This is a genomic window from Parafrankia soli (genome assembly GCF_001854695.1).
Lineage (GTDB): Bacteria > Actinomycetota > Actinomycetes > Frankiales > Frankiaceae > Parafrankia > Parafrankia soli.
Window position 1 is genome coordinate 1 of the sequence record NZ_MAXA01000017.1, and the last position, 12871, is coordinate 12871.

Genomic DNA, 12871 nt, shown 5'->3' on the forward strand with positions numbered 1-12871 from the left:
GGGCGGAAGCCCGCGGCCTCAGCCATACGCGCGGCGTCGCCGAAGCCCCGGGCGAGTGCGCCCGGGGCGTGGGCGTCGCTGACGAAGGTGATGGCCTGGCCGGCCCTCCTCGCGCCTGGCTCGCGAGCCGCCGCACGGCCTGCACGTCTTCATCGATACCCACTGGGTCATCGTGACTGACGGCGGCGAGTCTCTGTGGCCGGTCGGACGATAGGGCCTCGGGCGGCTGGCTGCATCGTTGGCGCCGCCGCCCGAGGCCGACCGGGCCGTCGCTCACCCAGAGATGCTGGTGGGGAAGATCCCCACCAGCATCCGGTGGCGCCTGGCCGCGGCCTTTCCCAGTGCAGTCTTAGCCGGTGGATGATAGGTCTGAACGTGCGTGTCGTGCCATCTTCACCCAAAACCGCAGGCCAGCCAAGGGGCGGCGTCCCTCCGCTGCACGGGACCGGCCGGCTGGGGCGGTTCGCGACGACCGTGTCGGGCCCGACGGGCTGTCCAAGACGTCAGCGAACAGGGTGTGGATCTGCTCGGCGACCGCGGGGACGGCAAGGGCGACCGGGCCGCCCCGTAGTCGGCGACGCAGAGAACGACTCCGTCGATCCTGGTGCCCTCGTGCAGCTGCTGTGGCGGGACGAGGCCCTCGCCGAGCTCGCGGAACGCGGCCTGGCCCGCGGCTTCCGCTCGAAGCCCCGGTTGGTCCTCTGGGAGCGCCTCGCCGCCGAGGTCCCCCTCGACGAGCTGAAGGCCGCGGTATGCGCCCAGCTCAAGGGCCGAACAGACTGGCGAACTGCTCGCTGACCACCGCCGAGTGGCCATTCCGCCCAGGTGTGATTGTTTCGTAGCCTTACGCCGCGAGAGTCCTTCAAGGTTGCCAGCCCCTCGGTCCTCGCGCGGATGAAGGCGCTCCCCGCACGCCGTACTCAGCGCTGACTCGGGTGAGCCAGGAGCAGGAGCGGCGAGCCGAATCCGGACGCATGCCATCCGGGGTGGCGGCGAGCTCCCACTGGCCGCCGAGGATCAGACTTCCCGATGCCGATGGAGAAGGCCCGGTACTCGGGTCGGTGCCACGAGGTGACATGTAGCTCTGGGTAGTTGGTCGAAAGGCTTTCGGTCGTGGCTGGTGTGGTCGTAGCCTGTCGTCTGATCACGTGGCTGCGTGACTTCGGGGGCGTTGGGTGCGGCGTGAGTGGACTGCCGAAGAGCTGATCGAGTGYTGGACGCTGCTGGAGGATGACCGGCGGCTGCTGCGGAACAAGGCGGGGGCGTCCCGGTTGGCGTTCGTCTTGTTGCTGAAGTTCTTCGAGGTGGAGGCTCGGTTTCCTCGCCATGTCGGGGAGGTCCCGAAGGCCGCGGTGAGCTATGTGGCCGAGCAGGTGGGGGTCGAGGCCGCGGCGCTCGTCGGGTACGACTGGTCGAGCCGGCAGACCACACGTCATCGGGTGGAGATCCGCGACGAGCTGGGGTTTCGGGAGTGCACGGTCGCCGAYGAGGACACGCTGGCCGGGTGGATGGCTGCGGAGGTGTGTCCGGTCGAGTTGACCGATGAGCGGCAGCGCCAGGTGCTGCTGGCCCGCTGCCGGGAACTGCGGGTCGAACCACCTGGGCCGTCGCGGGTGGAACGGGTGCTSGGGGCGGCCCGGGCGGGTTTCGAGCAGCAGTTCACCGCCCTGGTCGTGGCCCGGTTGGCGGCCGCGGTCGGCCGGTTGGAGGAGCTGGTGGCTGTCCCCGCCGRCGGGGACACGGCGTCGGCGGGTGGGGCGGATTTCCTCGCGGAGTTGAAGGCGGATCCGGGCAAGCTGAGCCTGGACACGCTGCTGAGGGAGATCTCCAAGCTGGAGCGGGTCCGCGCGGTGGGCTTGCCGGYGGATCTGTTCGATGGCTGGTCGGAGAAGTTGGTCGCCGGGTGGCGGGCGCGGGCGGCGAAGCTCTACCCGTCGGACTTCCGGGCCAGCCCGACCTCGACCCGGCTGACCCTTCTGGCCGCGCTGTGCTGGACACGGATCACCGAGCTCATCGACGGGCTGGTGGATCTGCTGATCCAGCTGGTGCATGTGAATGCCCGGGCGGAGCGGCGGGTGGAGCGGGAGATGACCGCCGAGTACCGGATCGTGGCCGGTAAGACCGGGATCCTGTTCGCGCTCGCCGGCGCGGCAGTAGAACACCCGGACGACACGGTGCGGGCGGCGCTGTTCCCGGTGGTCGGGGAGAAGACGTTGCAGGACCTGGTCGCCGAAGCGAAAGCGGCGGAGCGGACGTTCGCGAACCGGGTTCGGGTGCAGCTGCGGTCGTCGTACTCGCATCACTACCGGCAGATGCTCCCGAAGCTGCTGGCCGCGCTGTCCTTCCGCAGTAACAACACCGCGTACCGGCCGGTGATGGACGCCCTGGACCTGCTCCGCCGGTATGCGGAGGTGGAGTCGAAGGTGCAGTTCTACGCGGCCGCTGACCGGGTGTCCCTCGACGACGTGGTGCCCCGAGACTGGCGCGGCGCCGTTGTGGATGACCGGAGCCGGGTAGAGCGGATCCCGTATGAGCTGTGTGTGCTGGTCGCCCTACGGGCGGCGTTGCGGCGCCGGGAGATCTGGGTRGCCGGGGCTGTCCGCTGGCGGAACCCGGAGGACGACTTGCCGGTCGACTTCGCGGACAACCGCGACGTCCACTACGCCGCCCTGCGTAAGCCGCAGGACCCCGGCGCGTTCATCTCAGGGCTGAAGGAACGCCACGTCGCCGCCCTCTGCCAGCTCGACGACGCCCTACGTGACGGCACGACCGGTGGGGTGCGAATCGTCCGTCGCCGCGGGGAACCCTGGATCACGGTCCCGCCGCAGGCCAAGCAGCCCGAACCGGCCACGCTGGCGGCGTTGAAGGAGGAGCTGGTCCGCCGCTGGGGGGTGCTGGACCTGCTCAACCTGTTCAAGGACGCCGACTACGTCACCGGATTCACCGACGAGTTCACCTCGGTCGCCTCCCGCGAGGTCACTGACCGGACCGTCCTACGTCGCCGGCTACTGCTCGTCTTGTTCGGGCTGGGCACGAACATGGGCATCAAACGGGTCGCCGACGGGGTCGTCGCGAACGCCGGCGCCGACACCACGGTGCTCGACACCGAAGCGGCGCTGCGCCGGGTCCGGCGGCTGTTCGTCAACCGCGACAACCTGCGCGCGGCGATCCGCCGGCTGGTGAACGAGACCTTCGCGGTGCGCGACACCGCCTTGTGGGGTGAGGGCACCGCCTGTGCGTCGGACTCGAAGAAGTTCGGGTCTTGGTCGTCGAACCTGATGACCGAGTGGCACCAGCGCTACGGCGGCCCCGGTGTGATGATCTACTGGCAYGTCGAGCGGCGCAGCGTCTGCATCTACTCCCAGGTCACGACCTGCTCGGCCTCCGAGGTTGCCGCGATGATCGAAGGGCTGATGCGGCACCTGACCTCGGCCGACATCGACCGGCAGTACGTCGACACCCACGGCGCGAGCGTCGTCGGGTTCGCSTTCGCCCATCTGCTCGATTTCCAGTTACTGCCCCGGTTGAAGAACATCGGCTCCGCCCGGCTCTACCGGCCCGGGGTCGGTGAGGACGACACCTGGCCCCAGCTCGCCCCGGTCCTGTCGAGCAAGACCATCGACTGGGATCTGATCGCCCAGCAGTACGACCAGATGGTCAAGTACGCCACCGCCCTGCGGTTGGGTACCGCCGAGGCCGAGCAGGTGCTGCGCCGGTTCACTCGCGGCGGCCCGAAACACCCCACCTTTCAAGCGTTGGAGGAACTCGGCCGGGTCATCCGCACGATCTTCATCTGCGACTACCTGTCGTCCCCGGCGCTGCGGACCGAGATCCACGAAGGCCTGCAGGTCGTGGAGAACTGGAACTCGGCCAACACCGAGTTCTGCTACGGCAAGGACGGCCAGCTCACCGGCGCGGACCGGGAATCGGTGGAGATCTCCGCGCTCGCCCTGCACCTGCTCCAAGCCGCCGTCGCCTACATCAACACCATCCTCATCCAACGCGTCCTCGCTGACCCCGCCTGGGCAGCCCGGCTCACCGACGCCGACCGGCGCGGCCTGTCCGCCCTGTTCTGGACCCACATCAACCTCTACGGCCGCTTCCACCTCGACATGACCAGCCACCTCGAAGCACTGCAGTCTTTGAGTTTTCCCGCGACGGAGTCGTGATGGGCGATTGTGCGTTTACCGTCAAACCCTCTCTTCCGGTCGACAGAGGTTGGCTATCAGAACGAACAGATCTGATCTAGGGGAATTCAGGAGGTCCAAGATATGAGGGTGATACATGTATTCTGATCTCGTTCGAACGATGACGGGCGTGCTGGAATTTGCCGGTCGCGCTTACGAGGAGGCGGCGCATTCCGATGACCTTCGCTTCTTCTACGGCTTCCTCCATGGCGCGCTGGGAATGTTCGCGACGGGGGTGCGCCCACCAGCGGAAGCAGCCGATCTTCATCGGACCCTTCTGCAATGGCTCGATAGCGGAGCCCAGGTACTGAGGGTAAATGATGACGAGAGCACCCAGACTGTCGAGCAGTACGCCAGAGCAACGCGCGATCTGACGGCCGGTATGGAAAAGTTTTTCAGCGTGCCGGCTCCGAAGGTTCCTGATGCCGAGTCAACGGATCGTCCGAAGGAGTCCGAGAACATTGACTGACCAGGATTCCACTGACCGGATCGTCGGTGCCGCTCGCGCCACGAATATCGTCACAAGTGTCGTCGGCTCCTTCGCACAGCCCACAAGCTTTGTACTGCCCGACACGGCCGCGAGGGCTGTGTGGCAGGTCCATGACTTCGTTGCCGATGCCGGGATGCGATCTTCAGCTGCGCGAGAAATCTCCTCGTTGACGAGACCCGTCGCGGAATGGAGCTCCGGCGCCCGTGTCGGCGAGGCTCTACTCTTCAACAATCCTGCGCACATCGGTGGTAGTTCGGGGATCATTCCCTTGCTGAACTTTACCTCGGCGGCTGTCACGGGGATGGTCGACGCCGCGGGCCGGGGAGCGAGCCCGCTGACGGCGACCATGAGCGGCGCCGTCGGCGGGCTCGCTAGTGTCGCCGCCACGCCCGCCGACTCCGTCATGAACGCCGCACTGTCGACGATAAAGGCCGTCTGGCCCAGCAGCACTGGATTTGCCGACTACGTGAGCAGCCTTACGCCAAGCACCGCGGCGACCGGAATCGCGACCTCGGGAATCGAGCGAGTTGGTGCGCTGACTCACGGCGACCGCGAAGCACTGGACCGCAATACCGACCAGATGCTCGCCGGCAAGTTCACCGAAGTAATGCGTGGATATGCTGTTCTAGCGTACTCCCTGCGAGACGCGCAGTCGCGAACAGAACTGGTGCACAGGGCGGAGACGGGAGAACTCGGTGCGCTGGCGAGAGTCGGGATAACCGCGGCCGATGGGATCTTCTCCTGGGCGCATGAGCCTTATGAAGCCGCGCCGCGTGGGTATCATCCGACGGCCGATCAACCTGTCACTGTCGATGGCCAGGCCCACCAGGCCCACCAGGCGGTTACGACCGGGTCCTCGACGGGCTCGGATGTCGGTGTCGGTGGCTACAGCGCCACCGGCGGAGGCCAGTTCTCCTCCGCGGACGGCACGCAGCTTGCCCCCAACGACCCGGGCCAGGCCGCCCCGCCGGTGGCGGGCAGCGGGTTCGGCGCCACCAGCTTCGACGGCGGCTATACCGGGCTGGACGGCCAAGCCCACCAAGCCGAGGCCGGTAGCCCGGCGCAGCACCCGGGTACCACCGAGCCCGGATCGCCAATCAACCCGGACAGCGGTGGCGGACCTCACAGGACCGCTCAGTTCAACGAGTCGGCCCATACGAATACTGCTTCTGGTACGAACACCAAACATGAAGGTGAAGCGCCCGGGGGGAAATTCACGCCGACGGAGGTATCGCCGGACGGCGGTGTGGTGCTGCCGGGTGTGGCTGGGCCGGCCGGTGTCCCGATTCCGGATGCCGTACCCCATCACGATCTCGCCGTAGCCAACGTAGGCAAGGTTACCCCCGCTGATTCCGTGGCGCAGCATCCAGGAGAGGGGACCGCCGGGCCGGCGAGTCCAAGTCTTCCGGCAGGCTACGATTTCGGTGGACCAGCCAAGTTCGACAGTACCGGCTTGGGTGCGGACGGGTCAGCGACGAGTCCGGACGGTCCCCCCGGTGGCTATAGCGCTGTCGGCGGGCCGTTCTACTCGGCGGATGGTTCGCAGTTTGCTCCCAACGACCCGAGTTCTTTGGTGTCTCCGGGGTCGGGCAGCGGGTTCGGTGCAACCTCCACCAGTTCCGATAGCGGCTATCCGTCTGAGGATGGCGGAACGCATGGGACCGTGCAGTTCACCGGCGCGGACTATACGGTCCAGCAGCCCGACGGGACCTGGACCGCCGGCCACATCGGCGGTGCGGGTTTCGTGACCCAACATTCTGGAGGCTGGACTGCGGGACCGGCTGATCCAAGCACGGGGTCGGGCGGCGGGTTCGGTCACGCCAGCTTCGACGGAGGCGCCTACGGCCCCGCCGACGGAGGGCTTTCAGCTCCTGATGCTTTCCCGTCGGGTGACGCCGCGGTCGGCGGGGCCGAGGCCGATGCTGCTCCTCCGCCGGGGCTTTGAAACTATGATCATGTCCATGGGCCTCTGATGACGATGCGCTCCGGTGGGACTCGGGATTCGAGATATCCGCCGATCCATTTGACCTCGTCGGGACTACCGAAACCGGCGATTTCTACACGCTCGACGGTGGTTGCAGCGGAAGAGTTGTAGTGGATGCGCAGCGAGGCCGTGTTGGTGAAATAGTTGGCAAAGCTCCGCACGTAGGTTGGCGCCTCGGCTATCTGGTAGTACCAGACGAATTGGATCGAACGCCGGACGAATCCGGATTTTATCTCGACGCCGTACTCGTAGAAGTCCGCACCGTTCGTCCGGGACTTCACGAACACCCACACGGGAAAGAAGAGAATACCGACCAACGATATCGCTACAAACGGAAAAATGAACATTATTGCCATGCCTCCGCCGCCACCGGAAGTGGCCGCGACGACAACAAAAATGATGTTGGCTACGGCGGCGATGAGGAAGACCTTGCCGATGGAGGGGATCAGGTGCCGTGCTTTGAGGCTGACGGACCTGACGGGCCTACCGCGATCTGCGACACGTTGAGCGTCAAGTCTGCTACGTAGAGTAGGTGGACCTGGWGTAGACGCTGAGCCGGGGCCCGGGTCAACGACCGGCGTGTTGGCGCCGCCCGTTGGTCCGGGGGGATGGTTGAGCCTGGTGGTGGCCAGGGCGTTCTCGCAGGCGCGTAGCCGTGCCGGGGTGTCCTGGAACGGGGTGACGGTCAGGACCTGCCGGTAGGCCTCGGCGGCCCCCTCCACATCGCCGTCGGCTTGGAGGAGGCGGCCGAGGCGGTAGGCGGCCTCGTAGTGGCCGGGTTCGCTGTCGAGGACCCGGCGCAGCTGGGCGGGTGCCTCCGCGGGCCGGCCGACGTCGACCAGGCAGATGGCGCGGGCGTACCGGGCGGCCACATGATCCGGATCATCGCGYAGCAGCCGGTCCAACACGGCAAGCGCCTCCTCGGGGCGTCCGCGCCGATGTAGGTCATTGGCCTGCGCATACAGCGCCCCGGCGTCGTCCCCCGAGCCCCCCGGCTGATCCTCATCCGCCATGGAACCCCCCGTTCTCCCCGATCGCGCCACATCGCCTCCGGGTGCCGCTGTCGTCACCCTAACGACCAGAAGATCTGGGGTGTGCGGGATGACCGTGTCGAGGAGATTCTCTTCAGGGAAGGTCCCTTCTGTGAAGGGAACCATACGATCAGCCCATGACGACCCCCGCTCTGGCCCGGCCGGATCGCCGCAGATTGCCTTCACGAAAGGTTGTCCCGCTCCCCGTTGACGGCCTCGGCGCCCCCGACCAGATCGAGGCCTGGGCCGCCCGCTACCTGGAAGCAGCCGTGCGCGGGGTCCGCTCGGCGAGGTCGCAGACAAGATCGCGCTGCATCTCGGCCGGTTCGCCGACTACTTCCGCGCCGTCCACGGCCACGACCGGCTGTCCACGGTCGTGCGCCGCGAGGTCGTCGCCTGGCGCGACCACCTCACCGCCGACCCGGCCGCCGGCGGGCTCGCCCTGGCACCGGCGACCGTCAACGCCCACCTGGCCTCGCTGTCCGGGTTCACCACCTGGGTGATCGCACACACCCCGGCCGTGTTGCCACACGGCAACCCGTGCGCCAAGGTCACCGACCTGCCGCTGCCGCCGCTGGAACCACGAGCGCTGAGCGAGGCGCAGGTCCGCTCGCTGAAGAACGTGCTCGACCGGCTCGAACGGTTCCACCAGCACAAGGGCCGCCACCGCAGGGGCGAGGCCGGCACCCACGGCCACGGCAGGCCGCAGCGCGACCGGGCGCTCGTCTACGTCCTGCTGTCCACCGGGCTGCGCCGCGAGGAACTCGTCCGCCTCGACCTCGACCAGCTCGCCCCCGTCACCCCGGACGAGCTCCGGGCGTCCCGGCGAGCCCGCATCAGCGGGGTGCGCGGCAAGGGCCGCACCAGCCGGCACGTCTTCCTCTCCCTCGACGCCCGCACCGCGCTGGCCGACTACCTCGAACACGAACGGCCCCGCGACGCTGATCAGGCCACCACCGCGCTGTTCTTGTCGGCTGCATCCATCGGTTCCCGCCGGCCAGACGGCCGACTCTCACCCCGGTCGATCAACCTGATCTGCGAGCAGATCGGCCGCTGGCACGACGCCGAACACACCGACCCCACCCGACACCTCGCCCCGCTCAGGCCGCACGACCTGCGACACACCTTCGCGTTCCGGCTCGCCACCGAAACCGGCTCGGACGCCTACGAGCTGCAGCGCCGCCTCGGCCACCAATCCCAGCGCTACATCGACCGGTACACCAACCCACCCGAAGACATCGCCGCCGGTTACGTCGAGCGGCTGTAACAAGCCTGGTGCTCTCAGGCAGGCATGCTCATCCAGGACAGAGGCCGGGTTAGCCCGACGGGCAGTCGGGTGCGCCTATCACCGATAGCGCTGTTCACCTGCTCTTGTGTCAATCCCTCTGCCCCGCTGAGGTCTGCTCCACGCAAGTCGGCTCCTGCCAGATTGGAACCGCGCAACGTTGCACCCATCAAATTCGCGTCGATCAGAAGAGCGCCGATCATATTTGCTCCATCGATATAGGCGCCGATGAGGGTTGCTCTCCGCAGCCGTGCCTCTGTAAGGAGCGTCCCATTCAGGTGGGCGCGAAAGAGATCTGCGTTGCTCAGTCGAGCGCGAGAAAGATCGGCACCGTCCAAATGAACATAGGCTAGGTTAGCGGCAACGAGGTCCAAGTCAGCCAGGCTGGCTGGACCGGTGAGATCGGCACCGTGCAGGTCAGCCCGCATCCGCAAGTACAGATCGGGACGTACGGGCCGCCGCCCAAGGACTTGGACGGCGGCCCGTACGTCTGCCGCCTGCAACGTCGGTTGTGACATACGTAGAGTTGGGTCGGTGCTGCGGCTCCGAACGAACGCGGACAGCACCTCCCCGACTGTGCGTCCGTCGCCAGGGGAATCCGTCGCGATCCGCTCCAGCGCATAGATCCCACCGAGACGGATGATTTCCTCATCCGCACCAAGCTGGTCCACTGCACGGGTATAAAGCTCGCGGACGTGGGTGTCCTCGTTGGCCCGCCGAGTCTCAAAAAGGGCGACCAAGCCGCCTCCGACGGCAACGATCGCAGCGGTCGCAGTGAGCAAGCCGGCCTGTAGCGCAGCTCGTGCTTCCGCCGCCTGCGCCGGATAGATAAGCGGCGGAACCAGCCATACCACCACCGCGGTCAAGAGCGCACCGGCCACTACTGCGATCATGGCCCACAGCCGCCCCGGCTGTGCCCGATCACCCACCATGAGAGCCGTTGTACTCCATCTCGCAGACCGCCCGTTGAAGACTATCGATAGATCACTTTGCCCCTGGTGGCACGGACCCGAGTCCCGCGCCGAGGAGGCGCCGGCGGCTACGTCAAGCAGCTCTAATACTCACGCTCTGCTACATGTCACTTCGTGACGTCAACCCGAGTACCGGGCCGGCGAGGCGGTAATCGACAGCCCGTGCCGCGCCGGATGCGCGGCTGCCCACGGCGGTGTCCCACGCAGCGTCGCGCGTCGGGTCCCGACTTCCGGCCCACCCCACCCATCCGCGATACGTTTCGTTGTTACGTTATGAGTGACGTAACAACGAAACGTATCGGAGGTTGGTGACGCCGTGTAGCCACCACTCCCCTGATTTCTAACGCCCGAGAAGGGAGGCTTCTCGGGCACCAGCCCAGGGTGTCAGTCGGGGTCGTCGGGGTGTTCGGCGCGCAGGCGGGCGCGTTGCTCGTCAGTGATGCCGGTGAGCCATTCCCAGGTGGTGACGCGGCGTAGGACGCCGCGGGCGAGGTCGTGGGCGACGACCAGGGCGCCGGCGCGGGTCTTCTCGTTGTGAGGGTCGGCGTGGTCGCCGATCTCCCACGCCGGGCGGGCCGGCCAGGGGCCGTTTTCGGTGAGGGCGATGGCGGCCTGGCGGGCGGGGTAGCCGTGGGAGCGGGGTCGGGTGCCCATCGSTTCCCAGCAGGAGGCGCAGTGCACGTCGGTCACCGCGTCGAGCACGCCGCCGACGTCGTCGGAGACGGTGACGGCCTGCACGCCGCTGGCCGGGTCGGCGAGGTTGACCAGGGCGGCRACGACCGGCCCGGTGTGGATGACCTGCAGGTAGGTGCTGCGGCAGTGCGGACAGGCCGGGGTSGCGCGCCCCGGCAGCCGGCTCCCGAGCTCGGTGAGCTCGGCGGCGGCCGCGACCTGGGTGGCCTGTTCTGCCTGGTGGCGTTCCCACACCTCCACCGCCRCGGCTGGCAGCAACGCCGCGGCGGGCCGGCCGTGACGGGTGAGCATCACCGCGGCACCCCCGGCCGCGACCCGGGCACCAGCGCGGCCAGCTCCGCCCGTGCCTGGCGTATCCCGATCTCCCGCACACCGCCCTGTGTACACACCACCGGGCCGGCCTCGCAGACCTGGGCCGGCCCGGGGCCACGGCCGGGACCACCCTTAACGCTACCCGCCATGATCGTCCGGCGGGTTGTGTACACACCTTCGGCGCCGGCTCGTCGACCGGTGGGAGACCCCCTCCGCCCCTGCAGGGAAACGATCAAACCCCGGCGCCGTTACGGGCTCCGATACGGGTTCCGTTACGTCGTCCGTTACGGGGTGTCGGTAAGACTCGTGTCACCAGGTACACGCGATTGAGTACGCCCAGCTCAGCGGCGGTGTCCGGAGAGGGTTGAGGGATCTTCCTCTGATCGTCGGACGCCGCTGATCGTGTGCGGCCAGTATTGATCCGGATTCGTGGGGTTTGCGGCTGCTTGGCTGCCCGCTTCGTGGAAGGTCCGGATGCCTCGTGGCACGTGTGCTGGACGAGGACGAGCTTGTCGGGAACTGGACGCTGGTCGGGGACGAGCTGGAGCAGCTGTCGGGCCGGCGGGGCGCGACGAAGCTCGGGTTCGCGCTGCTGCTGCGGTTCTACGCGGTGCATGGCCGGTTCCCGATGGGCCGCTCCGAGATCCCCGATCAGGCTGTCGCCTATGTCGCCAGGCTGGTGGGTGTGCCCGCCGCTGAGCTGGGGCTGTATGAGTGGGACGGCCGGACGGTCAAGGCGCATCGCGCGGATATTCGCAGGTACTTCGGGTTCCGGGAGTGCTCGGTTCCGGACGCTGACAAGGCCGCGGACTGGCTGGCCGTCGAGGTGTGTGAGAAGGAATGGCAGGTCGATCGGGTCCGCGCCGAGCTGCTGGCGCATCTGCGCGAGGAGAGGATCGAGCCGCCGACCCGGGATCGGATCCGCCGGATCATCGGGAGTGCGTTGCGGCAGGCCGAGCAGACGCAGACCGCCCGGATCGCCAGCCGCGTCCCTCCAGACGCGATCCCGCGGCTGCTTGCTCTGATCGCCAAGAGCGCCGATCCCGGCGACGCCGTCGAGGGCCAGGAGGAGAACGACGGGGCGCTGTTCGGGGCCGCGGAGGCCGCCGGGGTGGACGTGTTCGCGGTGATCCGGGAGGAGCCGGGCAACGTGAGCGTGAAGACGATTGAGCGGGAGGTGTTCAAGCTGACCGCGATCCGCGCGGTGGGCCTGCCGGAGGGCCTGTTCGCGGATGTGGCGCCGAAGGTGCTGGCGTCGTGGCGGGCGCGGGTGGCGGCCGAGGCGCCCTCGCACCTGCGGTCGCATCCGCATGAGGTGAAGGTGACGCTGCTGGCGGCGTATGTGTACTGCCGGGCGCGGGAGATCACCGACACGCTGGTCGATCTGCTGATCTCCACGGTGCATCGGATCAATGCCCGCGCCGACACCAAGGTGACCAGCGATTTCGTGGCGCAGCTGAAGAGGGTGTCGGGTAAGGAGAACATCCTGTTCAAGATGACCGAGGCCGCGCTGTCGCAGCCGCGGGCGGCGGTGGAGGACGTCATCTACCCGGCGGTGCCGGGCGGCCACGGCACGCTGGTGTCGCTCCTTCAGGAGTACAAGACCAAGGGCAGCACCTACCGGCAGCACAAGCAGCGGGTGTTCAAGGCCTCCTACACCAGCCACTACCGGACCGGCCTCATCCAGATCCTGGAGGCGCTGGAGTTCGGGTCGACGAACACCGTGCACGCGCCGATGATGGCGGCCCTGGCGTTGATCAAGCGGTACAAGGCCGAGGAGTCGAGTCGCGGTAGGGACCGCCCTTGCGGGCGGCCCCCCGCACAGATCCCAGCGTGCGGGACTACCGCACTGGGCTCCTGCCTCAGGTTCTGGCTGCGAAGCGTCTCTCCGGGAAGGGATGCATCACTCGGACTGGGG

At 67.7% G+C, this 12871-nt stretch carries 10 protein-coding genes; 6 read left to right on the forward strand and 4 right to left on the reverse strand.

Annotation, left to right across the window (positions count from 1 at the left end; all coding sequences use genetic code 11):
- Window positions 1-612 precede the first annotated feature (612 nt).
- The 4 genes from BBK14_RS03870 to BBK14_RS37650 all read left to right on the forward strand — a co-directional run bounded on the left by BBK14_RS03870 (window position 613) and on the right by BBK14_RS37650 (window position 6622).
- The gene (locus BBK14_RS03870; protein WP_198541163.1) at window positions 613-798 is read left to right on the forward strand and encodes a hypothetical protein; all 186 of its coding nucleotides are present in this window, start codon (window positions 613-615) and stop codon (window positions 796-798) included.
- A 377-nt stretch (window positions 799-1175) separates the two neighbouring features.
- Entirely contained in the window at window positions 1176-4169 is a 2994-nt protein-coding gene (locus BBK14_RS03875; protein ID WP_071059851.1) for a Tn3 family transposase, read from the forward strand.
- Window positions 4170-4284: 115 nt separating this feature from the next.
- Complete coding sequence (locus tag BBK14_RS03880) at window positions 4285-4656, forward strand: hypothetical protein (protein WP_131802152.1); 372 nt, start codon at window positions 4285-4287, stop codon at window positions 4654-4656.
- The gene (locus tag BBK14_RS37650) at window positions 4649-6622 is read left to right on the forward strand and encodes a hypothetical protein (protein ID WP_131802153.1); all 1974 of its coding nucleotides are present in this window, start codon (window positions 4649-4651) and stop codon (window positions 6620-6622) included. The genes BBK14_RS03880 and BBK14_RS37650 overlap by 8 nt, the downstream gene beginning before the upstream one ends.
- A gap of 8 nt (window positions 6623-6630) precedes the next feature.
- Here the strand turns inward: BBK14_RS37650 and BBK14_RS03885 are convergent, their stop codons facing one another.
- Window positions 6631-7674, reverse strand: a complete 1044-nt coding sequence (locus BBK14_RS03885) for a tetratricopeptide repeat protein (RefSeq protein WP_071059853.1) — start codon at window positions 7672-7674, stop codon at window positions 6631-6633.
- 394 nt (window positions 7675-8068) lie between these two features.
- Here BBK14_RS03885 and BBK14_RS03890 point away from each other — a divergent pair, with 394 nt between their 5' ends.
- Entirely contained in the window at window positions 8069-8959 is an 891-nt protein-coding gene (locus BBK14_RS03890) for a tyrosine-type recombinase/integrase (RefSeq protein WP_157904205.1), read from the forward strand.
- Window positions 8960-8973: 14 nt separating this feature from the next.
- Here the strand turns inward: BBK14_RS03890 and BBK14_RS34535 are convergent, their stop codons facing one another.
- The 3 genes from BBK14_RS34535 to BBK14_RS38040 form a co-directional block, all read right to left on the reverse strand.
- Window positions 8974-9909, reverse strand: coding sequence for a pentapeptide repeat-containing protein (locus BBK14_RS34535; RefSeq protein WP_083390704.1), 936 nt, complete (start codon window positions 9907-9909; stop codon window positions 8974-8976).
- Window positions 9910-10332: 423 nt separating this feature from the next.
- The gene (locus BBK14_RS03895; RefSeq protein ID WP_131802154.1) at window positions 10333-10935 is read right to left on the reverse strand and encodes a hypothetical protein; all 603 of its coding nucleotides are present in this window, start codon (window positions 10933-10935) and stop codon (window positions 10333-10335) included.
- Complete coding sequence (locus tag BBK14_RS38040) at window positions 10932-11102, reverse strand: hypothetical protein (RefSeq protein WP_157904206.1); 171 nt, start codon at window positions 11100-11102, stop codon at window positions 10932-10934. Before BBK14_RS38040 ends, BBK14_RS03895 begins: the two co-directional genes overlap by 4 nt.
- A 332-nt stretch (window positions 11103-11434) precedes the next feature.
- Between BBK14_RS38040 and BBK14_RS03900 the strand changes: the two genes are divergently transcribed.
- Window positions 11435-12871 (forward strand): DUF4158 domain-containing protein (locus tag BBK14_RS03900; protein ID WP_198541164.1); only part of this gene is annotated, 1437 nt, incomplete at its 3' end.

Excerpts from the sequence above, each read along its gene's own strand:
- BBK14_RS03880 (WP_131802152.1), top strand. The coding sequence starts at position 4,285 with ATGTATTCTGATCTCGTTCGAACGATGACGGGCGTGCTGGAATTTGCC.
- BBK14_RS34535 (WP_083390704.1), bottom strand. The coding sequence starts at position 9,909 with ATGGTGGGTGATCGGGCACAGCCGGGGCGGCTGTGGGCCATGATCGCA.
- BBK14_RS38040 (WP_157904206.1), bottom strand. The coding sequence starts at position 11,102 with ATGGCGGGTAGCGTTAAGGGTGGTCCCGGCCGTGGCCCCGGGCCGGCC.